Genomic DNA, 21,610 nt, shown 5'->3' on the forward strand with positions numbered 1-21,610 from the left:
TCATCACGCTTTAGCTGCGCCTTAACTGACCAGGCGAGCCGTTTTCGGGTCATACGCTACACCGGTAATCGATCCATCCCGAATACGCTCAACTGCTTCATCAATCACATGCAGTGGTACTAGGAACCATTCCCTCGGCTTGACCGGATTGCCGAAGCGGTCTTCGATGGTCAAGTTCAACTGCGCTGCGCCGAACAGGCGGTGGAAGATGTTCTCCAGCCTGGTGCGATTCAGGTTGTGCAGCTTGTAAGTAGCGACCACTTCCACATCTGCCAATAGGTAGGTGGCATCTTTGTTCGCCCCAGCTATACGGGTTTCCACCTTGCCACCGGTCACGCCAATCTTGTGGATCAGCTCGCGGTGTTTGGCTACGAATGGGTGGCTGGACTGGCTGCGCAGCACATAGATAGTGCCAGTCTCGATGTCGTCCGGCTCGGTTATGTCGCTGAACAGTGGGCCGGAATCTACCTTGATGAGCCGAGATCCGGCACGCCCGTCACTGTCTTTGTAGAGCGCCCGCTGCAAGGATCGTAATAGCAGATCGCTTTCCGTCTCATTGGAGTAGATGACGCGCAAGCGCCCATTCATCTCCGCATTTGGCGTCTTGTAAGTGTCGCCCACCTCGGCGACATAGGCAATGAGTCCGCTCAAAATGAAGAAGTCCCCGGCCTCGATGCTCGCGTTCTTGCCAAAGGGCTTGGTTATCCACAATTTCTGCTTGAGGCCCGCTTCCACCTCATCAAACAGCGGCTTGAACTTCTCGAAGTCTTTACATGGGTTTCGAGCGGCAATTTCTTCTGCCGCCCTGATTGCCGCGCTGGAGCGCACATGTCGCAACACTGTGATGTCGTCCTGGTCGACGGACTCACTGCCGATGCCCAGCTCGGCGAGCAAGGCGTCCTCATCCAGGTCATCCACATTTACTGCGGCGTCCGCACTGCCTGACAGTAGGCCGTGACTATCCAGGCCGGCCAGTAGGGTTTGTGCCTCCGGCAGCTTGCGCAGCTGATCCAGGCGTACGGCATACAAGCGCTCGAAGATGTCGCGGTCTTCGCCATGCAGTGGGGCGCGGCCGTGGGTCTGATAGAAGCGCTGAATGTCCTCGAAACCAGCGATGATGCGTTCTTCGCGAGGAGTTCGAGTGGCTGTCTTGAGCGTGGGGACTTCTACCCCCAACGCATCCAGAAGGTCGTCATCGTTCATATCAGCCATTGGCGGATTCCCCCTGTGCCGCTTTGGCCTGGGCGCGGTAGCGTGCCAACGCAGCTACACCTTCGGCCATGCGCTTTTCCCAGGCATCAGCAGAATTGATGTCAGGCAGGCGGCCACGCTCATTCTTGAACTGCAGAGCACGTTTTGCCAGTTCTCGTGCTTCGTCTTCGGGAATGCTCACCTTCTTGGCCGCAATGCTGGCCTGCACCTGGCGCAGGGACTTTTCATCCATCGCCTTCGCCAGTACCGCATAGGCGGCATCGAAGGGGTTGATGCGGTCGATCAGGTCAATGTCCAGCTCGCGCACGTTTACGAACTTGCGCACGCCATCCAGCAGTGCGTTGCTGCCTTGCACGTTATCGCTACCGTTTGCATCTGCCTGCGCCAAAGCCAGTTTGGCCTGTTGGGTAATGTTCATGGCCGCGATGGCGTGTTGGCGGATGGCTTCCTGGTCGACGTCGCTCAAGTCGGGATAACGCTCGCGCACGATCTTGCCCATGCGCAGCTGGGTCAGCTCCTCAGGCAAGGTATTTTCCTTATCGAATAGACCGCGCTCCAGCACGGTTTTGTCCTGCAGGAAGCTGGTTACTACTTCGTTCAAATCTTCCTTGCAGATGCGCGTGGCTTCTGTGCTTTGCGGTGTGGTCAGGCCATTGATCTCGACATGGAACTGGCCCGTGGTCTCATTCACACCCAGATTGGTGCCACCCGTTTGATACCCCTCCGGCCCGTAAGTGAAGCCTTCTTTCGGCCCGGTATCTTTCGGGGTGAACTCATAGCGCGGGGCGAGCACCTGTTCCATCAGCAGGCTGGCGGAAATGGCCTTGAGCATATCGTTTACCGCCTCGGCTACAGCTGCTTGATCAGCCATTGGCTCGGCGATCAGGTTGGTGAAGCGCGAGCGTTCCTTGCCCTCAGCATCGCGCGTGGCGCGGCCAATGATCTGCACGATTTCGGTCAGGCTCGAGCGGTAGCCGATGGTCAGGGCATGCTCACACCAGATCCAGTCAAAGCCTTCCTTCGCCATGCCCAAGGCGATGATTACATCCACGTTGTCGCGGTTGTTCTTCTGAGCCGGGTCTTTCAGTGCGCCTAGCACTTTGGAGCGTTTTCCTGGGTCGCTGTCATCCACAAGGTCGGCCACTTTCAGCGTGCGGCCGTCCTTGGCTTTGATCAGGTGGAAGCCGGTCACCGAGTCGACACCCTGCCAATCGCCCAGCGAGCTCATGATCTCATTGACCTCACGCTCCTTGTCTTTAAGGCTTTCGCGAGCAGCTGGATGTGGGATGTGGACGATGGTTTTCAGCGCCGGGTCCAGCACCTTAGCGACCGCATCCACGTATCTCCCGGTGTAGAAGAAGTAGCCAATATCCAGTGACTTGAGCCAGCGATAGCCGTTGAGCTGCTCGTAGTAGGTGTATGTCACCGTCTCGAACTTATTCTCGTCCGACGGGGCCAGCACGGCCTCGCTGTCGCCACGGAAGTACGAGCCGGTCATGGCCACCAGATGCACCTTGTCGCGGCTGATGAACGCGCTCAGTTGGCTACCCAGTTTGTTGTCCGGGTTGGCGGAAACGTGGTGGAACTCGTCGATGGCAATTAGGCGGTTGTCGAAGGTGTCAATGCCCAACTCTTCCACGGCAAAACGAAAGGTGGCATGGGTGCAGACCAGCACCTTGTCGCTGCTGGTCAGGAAGGCACGCACGGCATCCACCTTGGACTTGGCCACACGCGGTTCATCAATACCTGGTGCATTACACAGGTTCCACTGTGGGGCTACTTGCCAGTCCCAGTAAAAGCCGTGTTGGCTCAGCGGCTCATCTGCAAAGCTGCCGCCAATGGAGCGCTCCGGCACTACGACGATGGCCTGTTGCAGTCCCTGGTTATGGAGCTTGTCTAAGGCGATGAACATCAGGGCGCGGGACTTGCCAGATGCGGGCGGCGACTTGATCAGCAAGTACTGTTCACCGCGCTTGGCATAAGCGCGCTCCTGCATGGTACGCATGCCTAGCTGATTGGCCTTGCTGGATGCCCCTGTGTGCGCGGTAGCAATGGATACCGACGGCACTGTGTAGCTGTTGGTCGGGTTGGTAGTGTTAGTCACTGTGATTCTTGCTCCATGAGAGTGCCATCGCCTGAGCATTGTGGATGCGGCCTTCAAGATCAGCTAACCAATCGCCGCAGCTTTCAGGGGAGGTGGTCAGGCTAGCAGGGATATCGCTCATACCTTTTTCCCTCGTGGCTTTTTCGATGCGGCCCCCAATGTACCCGCTGTCATCTTGGTGTAGAGATCAAACAGCTTTTCCAGTCGCTCGGTATCGTTTTTGAAGCGACGACCGATGTAGATACGCTCCAGCACTTCATCGTTGCGCTCGTGGGCGTGGCGCAGGTTGTCCGGCATGGCTTCTGGATCGTACAAGTCGGCAATGGTCGCGGGAAAATGGGCTTCGCGAGCCAGCAGGATGTCCTCGGCGCAGCGGGTCAGATCGGCCTTGTTCTGTTCGGTGAGCAGTGGTATGGGGAAGGTATTCCAGCCGAGCAAGTTTGAGTAACGAATGTCCGTCTTCAGCTTTCCACATACTGTAGAAATCCACACATGATGAATTTTACTGCTGATAATTGCGAATTCATAACTGTGCCCGCCGACGATTTGCATGTGCGGAGCAATAACGAGAGCATCACTACCTAACAGCCCCGATGTAACATATTCCCTTCGCTCAGATAAAACCTGAGGTATAAATATCTTACATGCCGCCGCATGCCTTCTTTCGGCAAAATACATTGGAACTGCGCTTAGCTTTCGAGTTGCTTCTCGATTGCTTGCTGCGCGATATTTGCGCACGCGATCAAATACGCCCGAAAACTCTTCTTCCTGAGCACTTGATAATGTGGTTGTCTCATCGATATATATATTCCTTCGCACAATCCCCCTGATGAATTCAGCTCCTCCTACGGCGACTTTGAAAATACTCTTATTTTCCGGATTGGCACTGATGCTGGCTCTGTATCTGTCATCGGAGAATGTGAATTCACCGTTGTCGTTAGACATGCTCCCATAACTCATTGCAGATACCTGCGACAATGGAGTCTGTCGCTTTGAGACAACAATGTCGGGCATTGGAACAAGATATGGGCCGATGTTCTCAACTCTGCGCCTAGACTCATCACCATATATGTATCGCTCAGGTCGAGCCCCGTCACGAGCACAGCCAACGATACTGCATGTTACACCTGCATTATTAGATGCATTGTTCGACCACATGAAGCTTGGATGACACCAGTAAATTTTCAGACTATAGCGAGAGATTGTATGGAGGACTATTTCAGCCTGCTCTCCTTGGAATAAGCTGGAGGTTGTCACAAACGAGAAGGCGAATCTCTCAACTTTAGAAGCATACTGCGCCGCCTTTAAGAGCCAGCAGCCAACGTAGTCTAGGTTTCCGGAATTTATGCCTTCGCTTTTAAATAGTGCCGCTATGTCGTCTTTTTGGTCTTTTGTTTGGTACTTTGTCCCAACATATGGCGGGTTCCCGCAAATATATGTTTCTCCACCTTCGTTCGCGAATTCGATCTCCGCCTGATTAAGTGGAGTACTGAACAAGTCATCTGCGAGTAATTTCACAGCTGTGCCTGTAGGAGGACAGATGTTCAGCCAGTCCAGCCATAGCGCATTACCGCAGATGATCCAATTTTGCGCATCCAGCGGTAGAAATTCCGCCAACGCATCCTGCTGGCCTCGATAGAGCACGTCGCACTGAAACTCGGCAATGATCAGCGCCAGGCGGGCAATCTCTGCCGGAAAGTCGCGGAGTTCGATACCGCGGAAGTTAGTCAGCGGTATTTCGGATTTGTTGTGGGCTTCGCCCCGGCGACGATTGATTTCCGCCTCGATCTCACGCATCTGCTTGTAGGCAATGACTAGAAAGTTGCCGGAGCCGCAGGCTGGGTCAAATACGCGGATGCGTGCCATACGCTTGCGCAGATTGAGCAGCTTGGCTTTGTTGTCACCGCATGCATCCAGTTGCTCCCGAAGGTCATCCAGAAACAGCGGATTCAGCACCTTGAGGATATTGGGCACGCTGGTGTAGTGCATGCCCAGTGCGCCGCGCTCTTCATCATCGGCTACGGCCTGGATCATGCTGCCGAAGATGTCTGGGTTGATTTTTTTCCAGTTGAGCTTGCCAGCGTGCAGCAGGTAAGTGCGCGCCATGCGCGTGAAGCGTGGCACTTCGGTACTACCGGAGAACAAACCGCCATTCACATAAGGGAAGGTGTTGGCCCAGCTGGGCAGGCGTGGCTGAGCAGTGGCGCGCTCGGCCAGCTTGATGTTCATGGCGCGGAAGATTTCCGACAGCAACTGGTGGGTGTTTGAACCGTCGCGCTCGCTAAACTGCTCAACTGTCTTGGTAAACAGACCATCGCCACGGAAGATATCGGTATCTTCGGCAAAGAAGCAGAAAATCAGCCGCGCCATAAAGTGATTCATGTCATGGCGGCGTTCGGCCTTGGCCCAGTCCGGGTTCTCGTTTAGCAGCTCGACGTACAGCTTGTTCAGGCGGCTGGTGGCGCGCACGTCGATGGGGTTGTCCTTGATCTCCTTGATGGTGGAGATGCCGGCGAGCGGCAGCAGGAACCCGAAATGGTTGGGAAAGTCCGGGTAGTCGCAGGCGATGGTTTCACCTGTGATCAGCTCTTCGGCCTCCAGCGTTTGTCCGTCGGTGGCTAGTATGAACTTGGCTTTGGCTTTTGTAGTGGCCGGGCTGGCACGCAGCGCCTTGAGCGTTTCGCCCACGCCGCCAAGCTCGCAAGTGGCGATATGGATGTTACTGCGCAGTAGTACGCCGCCGGGTACGTCCGAGGCGTTGTTGTTGCCGGCGCGCAGGCGCTTGAGCGCGGTTTCCTTGTTGCCGAACGCGGCCAGGAAGGTGAACGGGAACTCCGCCGCGTCAAAGGGCTCAAGGGCCAGGTTCGATATGGCGGACTCAATTTCTACTGCATTCATGGTTTACCACTGTCCAGATCGCTGATGCGCGAAGGCGGCGATTTTAGCCGCTAGGATTTTGGGTAATGGCTACATCCCCCGGCCGGCACATGCTGCTCTGTCGGCTTGGCGTTAGCATCAGCAACTCCGCTCTGCTCAGCAGTATTGACGTATGCCTAATGCCATTGACAGCGACAGCCGGGTGTCCTGAACCAGTAACGGGGAAATCAACCACTACACGATGCCGGGGATGATAAAGGAAGGCGCTTCTGTAATGCGAAAAAGCCGCAGACCTCCAAGTATTGTCTGCAGTAGCAGGGGGCATCCGAGAGCGAAATTAGGCCGGGATCTGGTCAGGCCTTCTTGGACACCGCTCTCGATCAGATGCGGAGCTACAGCTCTGACAACTGAGGCATAAGGCAGGATGGATCGCAGGCGAGCTCGCTTGCGATCCGATACAGCTTCTCGACGGTGATGTTTACTTCACCACGCTCGATACGCCCCATATAGCTACGGTCGATACTGCAGGCCAGCGCTAACGCATCCTGAGAAATCCCACAGGCCTTTCTCTGCGTCCGGATGCGTTCCCCTAACGCTTTCGCCAACTTCTCCATGACCGTCTCAATTCCACTTGAGGCGGCACTATCGTGTGTTTGCGGACGCAGGGGCCACGGATTATAATCCGCATTTCTGCTGCGTTAACTCTTCTGGTGCCTCAATGAAATCGGCCTCGTTTATCTTCGACAGGCGTCTGTATGAGCTGCTTCAGGAGGAAGGGTGTGCAAGGTTCACGACGCGTGAACTGCGTGACGCCTATGCTGCTCGCCTGAAGGGCACACAGTTCCGTATCGCCGATGTGCGCCACTACGTGTATGAACAGATCCGCAGAATGCTGCGCATGGGCTGGGTTGTGCTCGATGAAGAGCGCCGTTCGCGGGGACAGGTCTACCACCTGCTGCCGATTCCGGCACATCTGCAACTGGAGCTGATCGACAACGGGTTCGAGAACAGCCATAAGACCGCTTGTGAGTCAGAGCAGGAGCCGTCAGCGTTCAATAATGCGGCGGCACCGCAACCATCAGCCGATGTGGATCAGCACCTGGAAGCGCTCCTCAAGGAAATCAGGCTGGACTTCCTGGCATCGATGGGCGAGGCGGAGCGATACAAGCTGCTCCTCGATGATATGCCGCATCTCCGGGATAAGGTCGAAGGCGAGTACCTGGAAGCTAGAGACCGAAGCTCGCGCCTGCTGGGCCATCTTCGCGCCATCGAGAAGACACTCAAGACGCTTGCCTCCGCACGATGACCACACTGCTTCGAGACTGGCAACGCCGCTGCATCGACACGGCACTAGAGCACTTCACTACCACGCCGCACTTCTTCTGCCAGGCAACGCCGGGCGCCGGCAAGACGCGCATGGCGGCAGAGCTGGCCAACAGACTGCTTGAGCAGGACAGAATCGATCTGGTGCTCTGCTTCGCTCCGTCCTGTCAGGTTGTCGAGGGCTTTCGCTCGTCCTTTGCTGCGGTGCTCGGCAGACGCTTGGATGGCCAACTCGGCGCAGTTGGTGCAGCGTTCACCTATCAAGCCATGGAATACCGAGATGAGGCGTTCTGGCGACTCCTCGATGACTACCGTGTATTCGCGGTTTTTGACGAGATCCACCACTGCGCCGGCCATGATGTACTCCTGAGCAACGCCTGGGGCCAACAGATTCTTCAGCGGGTACAGGACAGGGCCACCTTCACCCTGGCCCTATCCGGCACCCCATGGCGTTCGGACGACCGGGCCATTGCTCTGGCCCGCTACTCGACGCCCGAGGGGTACCTGATCTGCGACTACCGCTACGGATTGAAAGAGGCCATTGCTGATGGTGTGTGCCGCTCCCCTCGCATTGTCCTCCTCGACAACCAGAAGGTGAAACTTACCGAGGAGCTGGACACTGAGAGCACTGTCAGGATGTTTCCCAGCATTGCCAAACTATTGGGGGAGTCCCCTGTCACCTACGAAGAGCTGTTGCGTCATGACGAGGTGATTGATCAGTTACTCGGTCTCGGGTGCAGCAAGCTGGATGAGCTTCGCCTGATCAAGCCTGATGCGGCAGGCTTGGTGGTTGCCACCGACATCGAGCACGCCCAGCAAATTGCTTTGGCCCTGGAAACCCTGGGTGAAGGTTGCCGCATCGTCACCAACAAAACCCCGGCTGCGCAGCAGGTTATCAATGCGTTCAGACACAGCGCCTGCCGTTGGATTATCGCAGTTGGAATGATCAGCGAAGGCACGGACATTCCTCGACTCCAGGTGTGCTGCTACCTCAGTCGCATCCGCACTGAGCTGCATTACCGACAAGTGCTGGGGCGAGTGCTTCGGCGCACAGGCGAGCCCGATAATCAGGCGTGGCTATTCATGTTAGCGGAGCCGACACTGCAGTGCTTGGCAGAGAGAATTGCAGATGATCTACCGGATGACCTGGCAGTGCTGAACGAGGTAGAGATGCCAGCCTCCACTTCAGGTTCAATATCTGGCTGGATTGGGGCTGCTGGCAATATCGATGTCCTGGATGACAGTAATGGAAGTGGCATTGCGCAGGTAATTGGGGCAGGTGCTACATGCACCTTATCCCTGGGGGGCTCTGCCGCTGAGCCAAACCATCTGGTCAGCTTTTCCAAGCACTACCGGCAACAGTTGCTGGCTTGCTTTTGATGCTTGTATGGAGGCCAGAATTCAAGCGTCGGCAGACGTGGTTGACTGAATCAGGAGATAGCCGCATTGACCCTTCCTCACGAAAGAACCCGCAGCGTCATCAAGACCGAAGCGTTCCTGCGAGAGCTCGCCCGTAACACTGAGCTGCCTCAGGATATCCGCAGCTATGCGAAAAGCCTGCTCAGGCACTACCCGTCGGCCGACCAGATCCTCTCGTTGGGGCGCCTTGAAGAGTGCCTGGTGAGCGATGCATCAGATGATGAATATCGACGGCGGGTGATCGCTTTTCATCAGCCGCTGTTCAGCTCGTCATTGGACTTCACTCGATAGAAATGAGAGCCGCAATGTCCAGCACTGATTTTGCTCTGTCGGTATCCACCCGCATTGCGCAACGGGTCAAGCGCTTACCCAAAGGGCAACCCTTCTGCATCAGCCGCTTTGCGGAGCTTGGAGCGCGTGGCGCCATATCCAAGGCAGTAGCTCGGCTGGTCAGCCAAGGCGAACTTGAACGGGTGCATCGAGGAATTTACATGCGCCCGAAATCCAGTCGATACGTTGCACGGGTCCGCCCCAATGTATGGGAAGTAGTGAGCTTGATCGCTAGGCAGAACCGCCATGTTCTTCAGATTCATGGCGCTCATGCGGTCAGGTTGTTTGGACTGAGCACCCAGGTGCCGCTCATTCCGATCTATTACACCAGCGGACCCAGCCGCTCGTTTTTTATAGGTAAGGGTGAGGTCCGGTTGGTACATGCGGCACCAATGGTCATGCAGCGTGCCGGGACCGAGGTAGGGACGGCTATCAGCGCACTATTTTATCTCGGTAAAGACGGCTCGACCCCGGAATGCATTGCCGCGATCAAGAAGGTGCTCAGGCCTGAAGACCTAACCACATTAATGGCCTGCAAAATGCCGAAATGGATGCGCATGGCGTTGGAGCAGTCAGCGCGCATACACACCGTCAACACGCTTGCTCCTTAACGCTCTGTCAGGCAGATTTCCGTTGCTGGCCGAGTCCGACCAAGCGACATCGGCGGCATCCCTTCACCCCTTGACCAAACGAAGATGGGCACCTGATTTCCCACCAGAGTCGGATGGGTTAGCGCTCTGCCCCTTCAACACGTTCAACATCAATCCGAACGTCAATTCATTGATCTCCTCAGGACTGATTGCCAGTTCTCCCGCGACGCCAGCTTTCCCAACCCCATCTGCACGTAACGCGGCGAAAATCTTCTCCAGGATCACTGACCGCTCATGAGCAATAGATTCCGGCTCTTCGGTGCGATAGCCCTCTTGAGCAATCTGAATACACAGCGTTCGGTAAGCCCACTCCGTGGAAAGCCCCAGGCTATGAAGCCGGTAATTTAAGGCTGCCACAGAAACGGACCAGAGCTTCTTGTATTTGATGAGGCTTTTGATAGTGATCGAACGTGGAGCCATCGCTAGAACGCTTGCACGTGGCATTAGAAAAGCCGACGCAAAGGCATTCGCCTCACGCTCTAAATCAGGTCCTTGTGGGTGGGCATGCTGGTGCATAACCAAATGTCCTAATTCATGAGCTGCGTCAAAGCGGCAACGCTCGGCCGACTTAAAGGTATTCAAGAACATAAAGGGGCGGCCGCCACTCCACATCGAGAACGCGTCGACCTCCTTTGCATCAATTGCAAGTGAGTAGACACGAACGCCTTTCGACTCAAGAAGCGCAATCATGTTCTTAACCGGCTGCTCACCTAAACCCCAGTGTGCCCTCAGCATCTCCGCAGCGGCCTCTGGCGCTTGGGCACTGCGTGATAGTGCCAGCTTATCGAGCGCCTCAAAATTCGTCAGTGCAGCGCGTTCGGACCCCAGGTCCGGAAGATCTGGCTCTGGCAAATCGAAACGTTGCTCGATCCAGTCATTCAGCAGGAGCGCAATTGCGCCTGCACCGAGAGCTGAATCCCTAAGGCCAGCAGTCATCTTTGAGAGCGACCGGAAACTGGCAACATCCGGCGTTGGCACCTCAGGATCATCACCAAAGAAAAACGCTTCGGGGAACCGAAGCGTTTTAGCGATTTTTGCCAGGGTTCCAGGCTCAGGCTCCTGCGTGCCGCTCTCGTAGCCGGAGACCGATCGCTCCGTTACTCCTATATGAGTGGCAAGCTCACGCTTTTTCATACCTCGCCGGCGACGGGCGAGCGCAAATCGTTGTGGATTAAACATGATCTATCACGAGCTTTTACGGCGAATTTCGATGTCGATATCCGGACCGCCTGGGGAGGTAACCTCAAAGAAATCATCATCAAGAGCAAGGGTGCCAAGCATGATGCGTTCAGACCAGAAATTGATCTTGCCGCCTTTACCCATTCCCGATGGACGTGAGAGCTCGATGCGGATTTCCTTCTTCACCGTGTCGGTGTGGTGGAGCAGGATCCAGGTCTCATGAGGGCCTGATTCAGGCAGCTCCTCCGGATCGGGCAGCAAGTCAGCAAACATGTCGAACTGGCAATTCCGCTCAACAGCATCAACTGTATTTTTACCCTTCCTGGATCGGCTGCTCGGCATCCCCAGCAGATTTCCAACATAGCTATCCCCCGATGCGACCGCAATCGCGAGATTGAGCGCCGAGTGAACGGTAAGCGGGTAGTTCGACTGTTCATGCGCGACCCACCCTAGTGGGCGCAGCTGATCGCGCACCGCTCCTACCAACCAGCCCCACATTTCAAGGCCGGGAAAAATGCTGGGATGGTTAGGAGTCAGGCGAACCCGCTGTAGGTGAGCTTGATTGATAGCCTCACGCAGTGGCTCGCGCTCCAGACTCAACTGTTCAAGACGGGCGGCGATTTCATCCTGATCACTGAATACCTGGCAAGCCTGCATCTGAGGACTCCTAACACAACGGTGACTTCCGGTTATTCTTCCTCAAATGAGGTTAAAAAACAAGAAGCACACGTCGCGGAGGGAGACCGAGAGGAAGTTGCAGCATGCGTGTTGCCGCCTGTGCATTTTCCACCCACATGCCGGAATTTCATTGACCCAGTTTCGAGCACCAAGCGAGTTGTAGAATTTTGCTTTCAGACTGCTGGGTTAGGGCAGAATAGCGTCGGCACCTGGGTTAAAAATGCACTGGCGATAACATTTGATGTTTGCGGCAGTACCGCCTCCCGTTCCGGATTGGCACAGTAATAGACTTGATTCAAATTCGGAGGAAGCATGGGTATTTCGTATTACCTCGCATGTTTGGAGACCCGGCAATATGTCTGGGTTGGCAGGCTTGACCCACAGGGGGAGGTGCCGGCGGTGGACGTCGAAGGCTCCATCGCCATGTTCGCGCTGGAGAATCGGAACAAACCGTTGATCGTCGTTAGTGAAAGCCATCCGATCCTCGAAGAGGGAATGGAGTGGTCGCCGCCGGCAACGCAAGAAACGTGCAGCGGACAACCATGATCAACCAACGCCAACCGCATCTGTTGAAGACCTGCCATATCCACCGCCGGCATGGCACACCAGGCCATGCTTGAGCTAACGCAGCGGGGCTGGAAAACTGGCAAAAGGCGCTCCGTTGCGCAGTGCCCTCGGTTACTCTTTTTAATACGAAGATGAGGCCTGCCCGGTGACAGAGAGCCATAAAGACACCATTTGCGATGTATGCGCTACCAGTACGAGGGTGCCGGGGTACGGCGAGCAGTTCGGGACGCTTCAGGCGCTCTGGGGCTATGGCGCAGGGCATGATGGCGAACGCTATCGAGTCAATCTATGCGAAAGTTGCTTTTTCGCGGCGCTAGCGTTTTTGAAGCAGGAGCGCCGCACGCAGAATCTGTTCAGCGATGAGCAGCCCTGCGAGGAACGCCCATTCGGACTAGTCGACCGTGATGACTACTTTGGTGATTCGTAGCCATATTGCAGAGATGAGGTTATTAGCTCGCCAGCATCGAACTCAGGCCATGTCAGCACGACTTCTCGCTACAATGGCGTCACCCGCAATCGTCTAGGGATCTCGCTTGACTGACACAATACTCACTGAAGTCGAGATGCGGCGCGCACTCGGTCTTGATCCCGCTCCATCAGAATCGAAGCAGCCAATTCCCAAACAGCACTCCACCTTCACACTCGTTGAATTGAGCGTGCGCAAGAACGGTGGTTCGCCATTCCGCTTCGAGCACCGCTCCCGTTCCATCAGTACTCTCGCTGCCCAACTCGAGGCCGAGAAAGCAGCACGGGAGAAAGGGTATGAGGTCTGGGTCGTGTTGGATATCAGGCAGGTTTCATCATAGAGCCGCAACAGCCGTCATTCAGTCCACGCCTCGCTGATTGCTCTGGGGCAATGAACGCTTGAGTCAACTAGATCGAGTCAGTTCGCACTCGGGCAGCTCTTGGCCGGTTAGCGACGGCCTGACTTTGGCCGTCGCTACACATGGTCACACTTCGGTCTGTTCCGCCATTTCCAAGGCGTCATCGACCTCAATTCCCAGATATCGAACGGTGCTCTCCAGCTTCGTATGGCCGAGCAGCAGTTGAACGGCCCGCAGGTTCTTCGTCCTGCGATAGATCAGTGATGCCTTCGTGCGTCTCATTGTGTGAGTGCCATACATGGCTGGGTCAAGGCCAATGGCTTTCACCCAGCCTTTGACGATACGGGCGTACTGACGAGTGGATAGATGGTCTGAGTTATGCAGTCGACTCGGGAACAGGTAGTCCTCGCCGCGGAGCTGTACTTGATGTATCCAAGCCGCGAGCGCCGCCCGAGTTTGCTCAGTGATCTCGAACTGCACTGGCCGCTGTGTTTTCTGCTGCATCACTATTGCTCGTGATGACACCTGCTCACCATGGGCAACGTCCCGCACACGGAGCTTGGTTAAGTCGCAGGCTCGAAGCTTGCTGTCGATGGCCAGGTCGAAGAGAGCCAGATCCCGAGTTCTTTCTGCAATTTGAAGCCTTACTCGGATGGCCCAGATATCTCTCAGTCGGAGTGGGGTTTTCTGTCCGACCAGTTTTCCTTTGTTCCAGGGCTGGCGGCTGCAGGTAGCGATGATGTTCATAGCAAGTCCTCCACGTGTGGGAGGACAAGAATGGCTAGCCTGAACGGTGGTCGCTAACCGGCCAATAAGTGCCGCACAAATCCCGGCGGGTGCAGATTTCCGGGCGGTTTGCGCCAGATCAGTTGGAGACGCTTTTCAAGCCCCGGGATGGGAAGAGCTACCAGCGCGCCACTGCGAACTTCGTCTTGTACTGCGGAAGCCATCACCAACGACACGCCGAGTCCCGCCCTGACTGCTTGTTTGATTGCCTCGGTGCTGCCTAGCTGCATACCGCTGCGAGGCACGCCCAGCTCGCCAAAGTATTCGGTCAGAAGCCGTCCGGTACCGCTACCCGGTTCACCTCCCAGCATCGGCAGGTCCACCAGACGATCGCGTTCTATGCACCCTGCTTCAGCCAGCGGATGGTCGGGGCTGACGATAAGTACCAGCGGCTCGACCCGCCAGAGGCGGTGTTCGAAGTCGGGGTGAGGTAGCCACCATTCCATGATCGCGGCGTCGAGCTGGCCCGCCAGTAGCTGGTCGGCCACATCCGGGTTGGCGGCGATGCGCAGATCCACCTCGCCCCTCTCATTTGCGGTCGTCAGATAGCTGCGCACGAATGGCTGGAGAAGGTAGGTGCCGATGTTGGAGCTGGCCCCGACGCGCTCACTATTTCCATGCAGGGCTTCTAGCGCCCGGGCGTGCATGTCGAGCAAGGCGGTCGCATGCGGCATGAAGGCCAGCGCACGTGTGGTAGGCTGGCAGCCGCTACGACTGCGCTGCACCAGCGTTACGCCGACCTGCTCTTCAAGCTTCTGCAAGTGCTGCGACACCGTCGGCTGGGCCAGCCCCAACGCCCTCGCCGCGCTCTGAAAACTGCCTGTTTGAACGATCGCTACCAGGCTCTTCAGCCAGACCGGATTCAACATGCGGCAGGCTCGGCCTGGGGCAGACGGTTCGCAGCGTTGATTGGGCGCGCACCTGCCAACGCCTGGATGATGCTCTGCGCTGCACAACGTTCAATCTCCAGGCGCACCGCGCGCACTGCCGACCCTATGTGCGGAGTGAAGAGCGTATTCGGATGCGCGAGCAGCGCAGGATCGATCAGCCGCGGCCGGTCCGCGCGAGCCCAGTCTTCCATTTCGAATACATCCGCCGCATACCCGCCGAGCTGGCCTCGCTCAAGCGCCGCGAGCACGGCGGCTTCATCCACTACCGAACCACGACAGGGGTTTACAAGCAGAGCGCCCGGCCGTACGAGGGCAAGCAGCTCGGCGTTGACCAGATGCTCAGTATCGGCATTCAAGGGAAGCGCCAGCAGGATGAAGTCCGAGCTGGCGAAGAGTTCGCTGCACGCCACCTGGCGCAGGCCGAGCCGTTGCTCGGTTTGTGTATCCAGAGCCTTCGCCTCGTGGTACTGCAGGGTCGCGCCCCATCCCTGCAAGCGCTCAGCCATGGCCTGTCCGATGGCGCCCATGCCAAGGATGCCGACCGTCGCGTTATCCAGCCCCGTGCCGTAGAACTGTGGTTGCCAGCCCTGGAACTCGCCAGAGCGGACGAACGCATCTGCTGCGCGCAGATGCCGCCCCAGCCCCACCGCCAGTCCGATCGCCAGCTCGGCAGTCGGGACCGTCAACAGATCAGGCACGAAGGTCAACCAGACCCCGCGGGCAGTACAGGCGTCCACATCGAAATTGTCGAAGCCCTTGAGCGCGCAGCCGACCACACGCAGCTCGGGGCAGGCTTGGAGAAATTCTGCATCGACCCGATCGGGCATGAACGCCATCATCGCCTGAGCATCGCGGCAGCGGCGCAGAATTTCCTCGCGCGTCAGCGTGCTGTCGCTCTGGTTGGTCATCAGCTCGCAATGTGGCGCCAGCAGTTGCAGGATCTCATCGTGTACTCGGTGAGTTATAACGAGTTTCGGCAGCATGGTTTGTCCTATTTGAAACGTTTGCGCAGCACGCCACTGAAGGCGTCTACTAGCGTGACCATGGCCAGGATGACCAGCAGGATTGCTGCAACCTCCTGGTACTGCATGATGCGCAGCGAGCCCATGAGTTCGAAGCCGATACCGCCGGCGCCAACCATGCCCATCACGGTGGAGGCGCGAAAGTTGTATTCCCAGCGGTAGATCGCCACGTCGGCGAACTGCGGAGTCACCTGTGGCAAAACCGCGTGCAGCAGCACTTGCATCGGCGTAGCCCCCGCCGCCCGAGCGGCTTCCACCGGCGCTTCGTCGACGTGCTCGATGGCCTCGGCGAAGAACTTGCCGACCATGCCGATCGAATGCAGACCCAGGGCAAGCACGCCCGGCAAGGCGCCGAACCCTACGGCTGCAACGAAGATGATGCCCATGATCAGCTCCGGCACCGACCGCAGGGCATTGAGCAGCACCCGGGCAACACCGAACACAAGGGGGTGCGGCGCCGTATTGCGCGCTGCAACGAAGGCCACCACCAGCGAGAACACCACTGCGATGGCCGTGCCGGCGATGCTCATCGCCAGCGTGTCGATCAACGGGCGAATCCAGCTTCGATAGCCCGAAAAGTCTGGCGGCATGGCCTCGCCTGCCAGGGTCGCGATGGAGGGCAGCCCGTTCAGCAGCGTGGTGGCATCGAGCAGCCCCACGTACCAGCAGGCCAACAGCACCACTCCGAGTACAATTGCCACCTGCCCCAGCTGGCGCCACCAACCGAGGCCGAAGCCTCGAAGGATGTGCTCGCGTTGCTCTGCAGGCAGCGCCTGCACGTCATGATGAGTAGACATATCGGTGCTCACATCGTGGCGAAGTCGAGGCCGAGCAGCGATCCCATGTTGCGAATCACATCGTAGTCGGCGTCGGTGATTGGCGCGAAGGCCTCGGCTTTGAAGTTGCGCAGCACTTCGGGATCGTCGATACCGACGAATACATCCCGCACCTTGGTTTTCAGCTCGGGGCTCAGGTTCGAGCGCATCGCCCAGGGGTATTGGGGATATTCGCCGCTGTAACCAAGTACTTTCACCTTGCTCGGATCGATTAGGCCACGTTCGGCTACTTGATTGAAAATTACCTCCGACAGCCCACCCGCATCGGCGTTTCCGTTCGCCACGTTGACGGCAACGGCGTCATGCGTGCCCACAAAATGTTGTTCGTAGTCCTGCCCACCCGTCAGCTCGGCCGTCTCAAGAAGCACGGTTTTGGGAATCAGATGGCTGGACGTCGATGCCCGGTCACCATAGGCCATCTTCTTGCCCTTAAGGTCGGCATACTCATTCACGCCTGACGCCACATTGGCGATAATCACTGAGCGATAGGTCGGCTTGCCGTCGATGACCATGGCAGCGAAGGGCTCGATGTCGCTTTTGCTTTTGGCCATGACGTAGGACAGCGGACCGAAATACGCCAGGTCGATACGGCCAAAGCGCATCGCCTCAATCATCGAGGAATAGTCGGTGGTTACGATCAGCTGCACCTTCTTGTCCAGATGCTCTTCCAGATAATCCTTCAGCGGCTGGTTTCGCTTGATCAACTCCGAGGCGTTTTCGTCCGGCAGCAGCGCAACCTTTAGCACATCCGGATCGGCATCGGCCGCTACGGCGGACAGACTTGAAACAGCGGACAGCAAACAGGTCAATAAGAGAGCGGATAAGCGTTTCATCGGGACATCTCCAGTGAAGGTGCGAGCATGACAGGGGTTTCAGCCGGAGCAGTTGCTGGCTGAGTCGTAGAGCGGCCTGCATAGATGCGCTCAAGCTGCGCATCGGTGAGTTCCGAGGGCGCGGCATCGAAAACGATCTGAGAATCGGCCAGCCCGACGACGCGATCGGCGAAGCGGCGGGCATATTCGAGTTGATGCAGCGAAACGATGGCGGTGATGCCGTCTTCCTTGCAGATGTCGCGCAGCAGTCCGAGAACACGGACCGAAGTGGCCGGGTCGAGACTGGCTACCGGCTCATCGGCAAGAATGATCGCGGGCTGTTGCGCTAGCGCACGCGCGATGCCTACCCGCTGCTGCTGGCCACCGGACAGTTTGTCCACCCGGCTTAGCGCCTTGTCTGCCAGACCGACCCGAGCGAGGCAACTGAGCGCAATCTCCTGATCGGCACGCGGCAGAGGAAACAGCGAGCGGAGCGTGTTGTGAAAGGCCAGCCGACCGGTAAGCACATTAGCCAGTGCGCTTTGACGTTCGATTAGCTGGTGGTGCTGAAAGATCATGGCGGTACGCCGACGATGCTGACGCAAGGCTGAGCCGCTGCCGAGCTCACCGAGCTCGCTGGTGACACTGCCGCGAGTGGGCGTGACGAGTCGATTGAGGCTACGGAGCAAGGTCGACTTGCCTGCGCCCGAGAGACCAAGCAGCACGGTGAACTCACCACGCCGAAATGCAATCGAGGTATCGCGTAGGGCTGTCACGCCGCCTGGGTAGACGACGCTCAACCGGTCGACCCGCAGCACGGCGTCCTGTATCGGATGGGGCGTCATTTGATCACCTTTCGCAATATTGCTGGCCGCACAATTGCGGTTCGCGATGCAAAGGGTAGAAATTCCTTGTTAACGCACTGCTTCTAAATGATGACATTTCGATGAATGCTTCGAATCTGCCGTAGCGGGGCGGCAAGCGAAGCCGTGGAAGAACGGGCGCAACGTAGCGTCTTTCTTCACGCGGGATACAGGAGGCTTTGATTGATACTGCTGCGGATTCGCTACAGTAACGTTGGGCCAGAACGTAATGCCATCCAAGCAAGAGAGCGCACACTAGCGGCCATAAGCGGACATTCTGAATCGGAGGCGGCGAAAATCGCATACCACTCCGCCCAGCAGGGCTAACTTCCCAGTTCCCAATTCAGCAACCTCTAGGTAATGTAGCAATCGAACAAATTTCGTGAGATCGTTACATTGATTAATTGGCTATGTCTCGTGATGGCACTGCCTACGGCAAATGCCGCCGAGCGAATGCGCGCTTGGCGCACGTTGAAAAGCGCTGGGGCTGCGGTGCTACGCGATGGGGTTTATCTCCTGCCAGATGGCTCGGCTAGTCGTGAGGTACTGGAGTCCGTCGAGCGTGACGTGCTGGATAGCGGTGGCTCGGCGTCGCTCCTGCCGGTCACTGATCCCCAGGGTGAGCGCTTCATACCTCTCTTTGATCGTGGCGACGACTACGCCAGGTTGCGCTCGGAGGTTGAGCCCCAACTGGCCCAGCTGACTCCTGAGAATGCACTGGCGACTGCTCGCCAGGCCCGCAAGTTGCGCAAGTCGTTCGCTCAGATCCAGTCGATCGACTTCTTTCCGGGCGAACCTTTGCAACAGACAGACGCGCTGCTGCGTGATCTCGAAGTGGCCATCAACCGGGCGCTTTCCAAGGATGAGCCCACCAGCCATGAGCAAGCCATCGAGCAGCTCGATCCGCGGGACTACGAAGGGCGAACCTGGGCGACTCGCCAGCGCCCCTGGGTAGACCGCCTGGCCAGCGCCTGGCTGATCCGCCGCTTCATCGATCCAGGTGCCAGCATCCTCTGGCTTCCCTCTCCTGATGCATGTCCTGCGGAAGCACTTGGGTTCGATTTTGATGGTGCCCGGTTCAGCCATGTCGGCAACAAGGTCACCTTCGAGACCCTTATGGCTAGCTTCGGGCTGGAGGCTCCAGGGCTGCAGCGCTTAGGGGCACTGGTTCATTACCTGGATGTGGGGGGCGCGCAACCCACAGAAGCGACAGGTGTAGAGCGCGTACTGGCTGGACTGCGAGCCAGCATCGAGAACGACGATCAGTTATTGGCTGCGGCCTGCGCCATCTTCGATGGGTTGCTGGCTGCATTCAGCAAGGAAGGACAGAGTGATGAGTGAGACAGCTATGCAAGCGACTGAGCAAGACCAGGGCAGGGTAGAGAAAGTTGGCCTATTCGAGGCATTTCTGTTCTGGCTGAAACTCGGTTTCATCAGCTTCGGTGGCCCGGCTGGGCAGATCTCGATCATGCACCAGGAACTGGTGGAGAGGCGGCGCTGGATCTCGGAGCGCCGCTTTCTGCATGCATTGAACTACTGCATGCTCCTGCCAGGCCCGGAGGCTCAGCAGTTGGCTACCTATATTGGCTGGCTCATGCATCGCACCTGGGGTGGGGTGATCGCCGGCGCACTGTTCGTGCTGCCCTCACTGTTCATCCTGATTGCCCTGTCCTGGGTCTACATCGCTTTCGGCGAAGTGCCTGTGGTGGCGGGATTGTTCTACGGCATCAAGCCCGCCGTCACCGCCATCGTTGTGCAGGCTGCCCACCGTATCGGTTCACGCGCGCTGAAGAACAACTGGCTTTGGGCTATCGCTGCAGCCTCCTTTGTGGCGATCTTTGCGCTCAATATCCCTTTCCCCTTGATCGTTCTGGGGGCCGCTCTTATCGGCTATCTGGGCGGGCGGTATGCACCTGACAAGTTCAGCGTCGGTGGTGGGCATGGGGCATCCAAACAGTCCTATGGGCCGGCGTTGATCGACGACGACACGCCACCGCCGGCGCATGCGCGCTTCCGCTGGTCGCACCTAGCTCTGCTGGTTGGAGTAGGCGCCGTGCTGTGGGCCTTGCCTATGGGGCTGCTGACCGTCCTGTATGGTTGGGAGGGCACCCTGACCCAGATGGGGTGGTTCTTTACCAAGGCCGCTCTACTCACCTTCGGCGGCGCTTATGCAGTACTGCCGTATGTCTATCAGGGCGCGGTAGGCCATTACGGCTGGCTGACACCCCCCCAGATGATCGATGGCCTGGCATTGGGCGAGACCACCCCGGGGCCGCTGATCATGGTGGTGGCGTTCGTGGGGTTCGTTGGCGCCTATGTGCACCAGGTCTTCGGGCCAGAGCAGGCATTCCTTGCCGGTGCCGTGGCGGCCAGCCTCGTAACCTGGTTTACCTTCCTGCCCTCGTTCCTGTTCATCCTCGCCGGCGGGCCGCTGGTGGAGTCCACGCACAACGAGCTGAAGTTCACCGCTCCGTTGACCGGCATTACTGCCGCGGTGGTAGGCGTCATCCTCAACCTCGCGCTGTTCTTCGGTTATCACGTGCTGTGGCCTGAGGGCTTTGCAGGCAGCTTCGACTGGCCCTCGGCGTTGATCGCTGTCGGTGCCGCGGTGGCGCTGTTCCGCTTCAAGCGTGGAGTCATCCAAGTGTTGGTGGGATGTGCTCTTGTGGGATTGGCTATCCACCTGCTGCGTTAGGGAGGGGTTATGGAGCGCATATCGATTCGCGAGCTCGCTGAGTGGCAGGCTGCAGGTCGCAGCTTTGAGCTGCTCGATGTGCGCCGAGCCATCGTGCGCAACGCCGACGGGGCACAGATCGCCAACGCGAAATGGCAGGACCCCGAACTGCTTTTTTCCTGGAAGGATCAGGTGCCACGGGATCGCCCCGTGATTCTTTACTGCGCGCATGGGCATGAAATCAGCCAAGGGTGTGCCGCTACTCTCTGGGCGATGGGACTGGATGCGCGGTATCTCGTCGACGGCTTTGCAGGGTGGCGTGAAGCCAAGCAGCCGGTGTGCGATTTGGTCTAGCCATCTGGTTCTGGCCGCCTCGCGAGAGGCGACCAGCGCTGCCTTAATCAATGGCAGTGGTACGCCCCTGTGGAGTGGTTGGTATGGCAGCCCTTCGAGTCGGTACCGCCGCTATGGGCAATGGCAGCGGCGGAGGACAGGGCAATCACGGTGGCGATCAGGGCGGCAGAAAGCTTCTTCATGTTCAAACTCCGTTTCGATTGGCTCTTA

General features: G+C 57.7%; 24 protein-coding genes. 10 read left to right on the plus strand and 14 right to left on the minus strand.

Annotation, left to right across the window (positions count from 1 at the left end):
- Nucleotides 1-21: 21 nt before the first annotated feature.
- From AC1G9C_RS07730 to AC1G9C_RS07750, 5 genes are all read right to left on the minus strand, one after another.
- On the minus strand, nt 22-1,212 hold the full coding sequence (locus tag AC1G9C_RS07730) for a GIY-YIG nuclease family protein (RefSeq protein ID WP_031653272.1): 1,191 nt from the start codon (nt 1,210-1,212) through the stop codon (nt 22-24).
- Nucleotides 1,205-3,217 (minus strand): DEAD/DEAH box helicase, encoded by a 2,013-nt coding sequence (locus AC1G9C_RS07735; protein ID WP_430285726.1) that lies wholly within the window; start codon nt 3,215-3,217, stop codon nt 1,205-1,207. Before AC1G9C_RS07735 ends, AC1G9C_RS07730 begins: the two co-directional genes overlap by 8 nt.
- Before the next feature lie 91 nt (nt 3,218-3,308).
- Complete coding sequence (locus tag AC1G9C_RS07740; RefSeq protein ID WP_257648654.1) at nt 3,309-3,437, minus strand: hypothetical protein; 129 nt, start codon at nt 3,435-3,437, stop codon at nt 3,309-3,311.
- Nucleotides 3,434-6,214, minus strand: a complete 2,781-nt coding sequence (locus AC1G9C_RS07745) for a class I SAM-dependent DNA methyltransferase (protein WP_034012851.1) — start codon at nt 6,212-6,214, stop codon at nt 3,434-3,436. Before AC1G9C_RS07745 ends, AC1G9C_RS07740 begins: the two co-directional genes overlap by 4 nt.
- Nucleotides 6,215-6,585: 371 nt before the next feature.
- Nucleotides 6,586-6,807 carry a helix-turn-helix domain-containing protein gene (locus AC1G9C_RS07750; protein WP_023083092.1) on the minus strand — a complete coding sequence of 74 codons (222 nt, stop codon included), beginning with the start codon at nt 6,805-6,807 and terminating at the stop codon, nt 6,586-6,588.
- Between the two features lie 104 nt (nt 6,808-6,911).
- Here AC1G9C_RS07750 and AC1G9C_RS07755 point away from each other — a divergent pair, with 104 nt between their 5' ends.
- The 4 genes from AC1G9C_RS07755 (at nt 6,912) to AC1G9C_RS07770 (ending at nt 9,876) form a co-directional block, all read left to right on the plus strand.
- A complete protein-coding gene (locus AC1G9C_RS07755; RefSeq protein ID WP_034012855.1) occupies nt 6,912-7,499 on the plus strand; it encodes a hypothetical protein in 588 nt (195 codons plus the stop codon).
- Nucleotides 7,496-8,896, plus strand: coding sequence for a DEAD/DEAH box helicase (locus AC1G9C_RS07760; protein WP_034012858.1), 1,401 nt, complete (start codon nt 7,496-7,498; stop codon nt 8,894-8,896). Before AC1G9C_RS07755 ends, AC1G9C_RS07760 begins: the two co-directional genes overlap by 4 nt.
- 66 nt (nt 8,897-8,962) lie before the next feature.
- On the plus strand, nt 8,963-9,226 hold the full coding sequence (locus AC1G9C_RS07765; protein WP_034012860.1) for a BPSL0761 family protein: 264 nt from the start codon (nt 8,963-8,965) through the stop codon (nt 9,224-9,226).
- Between the two features lie 14 nt (nt 9,227-9,240).
- A complete protein-coding gene (locus AC1G9C_RS07770; protein ID WP_034012863.1) occupies nt 9,241-9,876 on the plus strand; it encodes a DUF6088 family protein in 636 nt (211 codons plus the stop codon).
- Between the two features lie 63 nt (nt 9,877-9,939).
- Here the strand turns inward: AC1G9C_RS07770 and AC1G9C_RS07775 are convergent, their stop codons facing one another.
- Both AC1G9C_RS07775 and AC1G9C_RS07780 read right to left on the minus strand, forming a co-directional pair.
- Complete coding sequence (locus AC1G9C_RS07775) at nt 9,940-11,094, minus strand: helix-turn-helix domain-containing protein (RefSeq protein WP_031653271.1); 1,155 nt, start codon at nt 11,092-11,094, stop codon at nt 9,940-9,942.
- A 6-nt stretch (nt 11,095-11,100) separates the two neighbouring features.
- Nucleotides 11,101-11,751, minus strand: coding sequence for a hypothetical protein (locus tag AC1G9C_RS07780; RefSeq protein ID WP_031653270.1), 651 nt, complete (start codon nt 11,749-11,751; stop codon nt 11,101-11,103).
- 333 nt (nt 11,752-12,084) lie between these two features.
- Between AC1G9C_RS07780 and AC1G9C_RS07785 the strand changes: the two genes are divergently transcribed.
- The 3 genes from AC1G9C_RS07785 to AC1G9C_RS07795 all read left to right on the plus strand — a co-directional run bounded on the left by AC1G9C_RS07785 (nt 12,085) and on the right by AC1G9C_RS07795 (nt 13,145).
- Nucleotides 12,085-12,318: a hypothetical protein gene (locus AC1G9C_RS07785; RefSeq protein ID WP_031653269.1), complete on the plus strand. Its 234-nt coding sequence runs from the start codon at nt 12,085-12,087 to the stop codon at nt 12,316-12,318.
- Nucleotides 12,319-12,484: 166 nt separating this feature from the next.
- Nucleotides 12,485-12,766, plus strand: coding sequence for a hypothetical protein (locus AC1G9C_RS07790; protein WP_058133589.1), 282 nt, complete (start codon nt 12,485-12,487; stop codon nt 12,764-12,766).
- A 106-nt stretch (nt 12,767-12,872) separates the two neighbouring features.
- Nucleotides 12,873-13,145, plus strand: coding sequence for a hypothetical protein (locus AC1G9C_RS07795; protein ID WP_236081659.1), 273 nt, complete (start codon nt 12,873-12,875; stop codon nt 13,143-13,145).
- A 144-nt stretch (nt 13,146-13,289) separates the two neighbouring features.
- Here the strand turns inward: AC1G9C_RS07795 and AC1G9C_RS07800 are convergent, their stop codons facing one another.
- From AC1G9C_RS07800 to phnC, 6 genes are read right to left on the minus strand one after another with little or no spacing between them, the layout of a single operon-like run.
- On the minus strand, nt 13,290-13,910 hold the full coding sequence (locus AC1G9C_RS07800) for a tyrosine-type recombinase/integrase (protein WP_003118388.1): 621 nt from the start codon (nt 13,908-13,910) through the stop codon (nt 13,290-13,292).
- 53 nt (nt 13,911-13,963) lie between these two features.
- Nucleotides 13,964-14,818 carry a LysR family transcriptional regulator gene (locus tag AC1G9C_RS07805; RefSeq protein ID WP_031653268.1) on the minus strand — a complete coding sequence of 285 codons (855 nt, stop codon included), beginning with the start codon at nt 14,816-14,818 and terminating at the stop codon, nt 13,964-13,966.
- Nucleotides 14,812-15,822: a phosphonate dehydrogenase PtxD gene (ptxD, locus tag AC1G9C_RS07810; protein ID WP_003152798.1), complete on the minus strand. Its 1,011-nt coding sequence runs from the start codon at nt 15,820-15,822 to the stop codon at nt 14,812-14,814. The genes AC1G9C_RS07805 and ptxD overlap by 7 nt, the downstream gene beginning before the upstream one ends.
- 8 nt (nt 15,823-15,830) lie before the next feature.
- Nucleotides 15,831-16,658: a phosphonate ABC transporter, permease protein PhnE gene (gene phnE / locus AC1G9C_RS07815; RefSeq protein ID WP_003298907.1), complete on the minus strand. Its 828-nt coding sequence runs from the start codon at nt 16,656-16,658 to the stop codon at nt 15,831-15,833.
- A gap of 8 nt (nt 16,659-16,666) precedes the next feature.
- Nucleotides 16,667-17,530, minus strand: coding sequence for a phosphate/phosphite/phosphonate ABC transporter substrate-binding protein (gene phnD, locus AC1G9C_RS07820; protein WP_003117866.1), 864 nt, complete (start codon nt 17,528-17,530; stop codon nt 16,667-16,669).
- Nucleotides 17,527-18,354 carry a phosphonate ABC transporter ATP-binding protein gene (gene phnC / locus AC1G9C_RS07825; RefSeq protein WP_003117867.1) on the minus strand — a complete coding sequence of 276 codons (828 nt, stop codon included), beginning with the start codon at nt 18,352-18,354 and terminating at the stop codon, nt 17,527-17,529. Before phnC ends, phnD begins: the two co-directional genes overlap by 4 nt.
- A gap of 414 nt (nt 18,355-18,768) precedes the next feature.
- Between phnC and AC1G9C_RS07830 the strand changes: the two genes are divergently transcribed.
- Genes AC1G9C_RS07830 through AC1G9C_RS07840 form a run of 3 tightly spaced genes read left to right on the plus strand, consistent with a single transcriptional unit; the run spans nt 18,769 to nt 21,400 of the window.
- Nucleotides 18,769-19,713: a chromate resistance protein ChrB domain-containing protein gene (locus tag AC1G9C_RS07830; protein ID WP_243715899.1), complete on the plus strand. Its 945-nt coding sequence runs from the start codon at nt 18,769-18,771 to the stop codon at nt 19,711-19,713.
- Entirely contained in the window at nt 19,706-21,067 is a 1,362-nt protein-coding gene (chrA, locus tag AC1G9C_RS07835) for a chromate efflux transporter (protein ID WP_034012868.1), read from the plus strand. The genes AC1G9C_RS07830 and chrA overlap by 8 nt, the downstream gene beginning before the upstream one ends.
- A gap of 9 nt (nt 21,068-21,076) precedes the next feature.
- Nucleotides 21,077-21,400, plus strand: coding sequence for a rhodanese-like domain-containing protein (locus AC1G9C_RS07840; protein ID WP_033985556.1), 324 nt, complete (start codon nt 21,077-21,079; stop codon nt 21,398-21,400).
- 47 nt (nt 21,401-21,447) lie between these two features.
- On the opposite strand, the gene AC1G9C_RS07845 is transcribed toward AC1G9C_RS07840, so the two are convergent.
- Complete coding sequence (locus AC1G9C_RS07845; RefSeq protein ID WP_021489078.1) at nt 21,448-21,582, minus strand: YHYH domain-containing protein; 135 nt, start codon at nt 21,580-21,582, stop codon at nt 21,448-21,450.
- Nucleotides 21,583-21,610 lie beyond the last annotated feature (28 nt).

Source organism: Pseudomonas sp. ABa2, assembly GCF_056676075.1.

Bases quoted from the DNA above. Each gene is read 5' to 3' on its own strand.
- AC1G9C_RS07730 (WP_031653272.1), bottom strand. From the start codon at position 1,212: ATGGCTGATATGAACGATGACGACCTTCTGGATGCGTTGGGGGTAGAA.
- AC1G9C_RS07735 (WP_430285726.1), bottom strand. From the start codon at position 3,217: ATGCGTACCATGCAGGAGCGCGCTTATGCCAAGCGCGGTGAACAGTAC.
- AC1G9C_RS07740 (WP_257648654.1), bottom strand. From the start codon at position 3,437: ATGAGCGATATCCCTGCTAGCCTGACCACCTCCCCTGAAAGCTGCGGC.
- AC1G9C_RS07745 (WP_034012851.1), bottom strand. From the start codon at position 6,214: ATGAATGCAGTAGAAATTGAGTCCGCCATATCGAACCTGGCCCTTGAG.
- AC1G9C_RS07750 (WP_023083092.1), bottom strand. From the start codon at position 6,807: ATGGAGAAGTTGGCGAAAGCGTTAGGGGAACGCATCCGGACGCAGAGA.
- AC1G9C_RS07755 (WP_034012855.1), top strand. From the start codon at position 6,912: ATGAAATCGGCCTCGTTTATCTTCGACAGGCGTCTGTATGAGCTGCTT.
- AC1G9C_RS07760 (WP_034012858.1), top strand. From the start codon at position 7,496: ATGACCACACTGCTTCGAGACTGGCAACGCCGCTGCATCGACACGGCA.
- AC1G9C_RS07770 (WP_034012863.1), top strand. From the start codon at position 9,241: ATGTCCAGCACTGATTTTGCTCTGTCGGTATCCACCCGCATTGCGCAA.
- AC1G9C_RS07775 (WP_031653271.1), bottom strand. From the start codon at position 11,094: ATGTTTAATCCACAACGATTTGCGCTCGCCCGTCGCCGGCGAGGTATG.
- AC1G9C_RS07780 (WP_031653270.1), bottom strand. From the start codon at position 11,751: ATGCAGGCTTGCCAGGTATTCAGTGATCAGGATGAAATCGCCGCCCGT.
- AC1G9C_RS07785 (WP_031653269.1), top strand. From the start codon at position 12,085: ATGGGTATTTCGTATTACCTCGCATGTTTGGAGACCCGGCAATATGTC.
- AC1G9C_RS07800 (WP_003118388.1), bottom strand. From the start codon at position 13,910: ATGAACATCATCGCTACCTGCAGCCGCCAGCCCTGGAACAAAGGAAAA.
- AC1G9C_RS07805 (WP_031653268.1), bottom strand. From the start codon at position 14,818: ATGTTGAATCCGGTCTGGCTGAAGAGCCTGGTAGCGATCGTTCAAACA.
- ptxD (WP_003152798.1), bottom strand. From the start codon at position 15,822: ATGCTGCCGAAACTCGTTATAACTCACCGAGTACACGATGAGATCCTG.
- phnE (WP_003298907.1), bottom strand. From the start codon at position 16,658: ATGTCTACTCATCATGACGTGCAGGCGCTGCCTGCAGAGCAACGCGAG.
- phnD (WP_003117866.1), bottom strand. From the start codon at position 17,530: ATGAAACGCTTATCCGCTCTCTTATTGACCTGTTTGCTGTCCGCTGTT.
- phnC (WP_003117867.1), bottom strand. From the start codon at position 18,354: ATGACGCCCCATCCGATACAGGACGCCGTGCTGCGGGTCGACCGGTTG.
- chrA (WP_034012868.1), top strand. From the start codon at position 19,706: ATGAGTGAGACAGCTATGCAAGCGACTGAGCAAGACCAGGGCAGGGTA.
- AC1G9C_RS07840 (WP_033985556.1), top strand. From the start codon at position 21,077: ATGGAGCGCATATCGATTCGCGAGCTCGCTGAGTGGCAGGCTGCAGGT.
- AC1G9C_RS07845 (WP_021489078.1), bottom strand. From the start codon at position 21,582: ATGAAGAAGCTTTCTGCCGCCCTGATCGCCACCGTGATTGCCCTGTCC.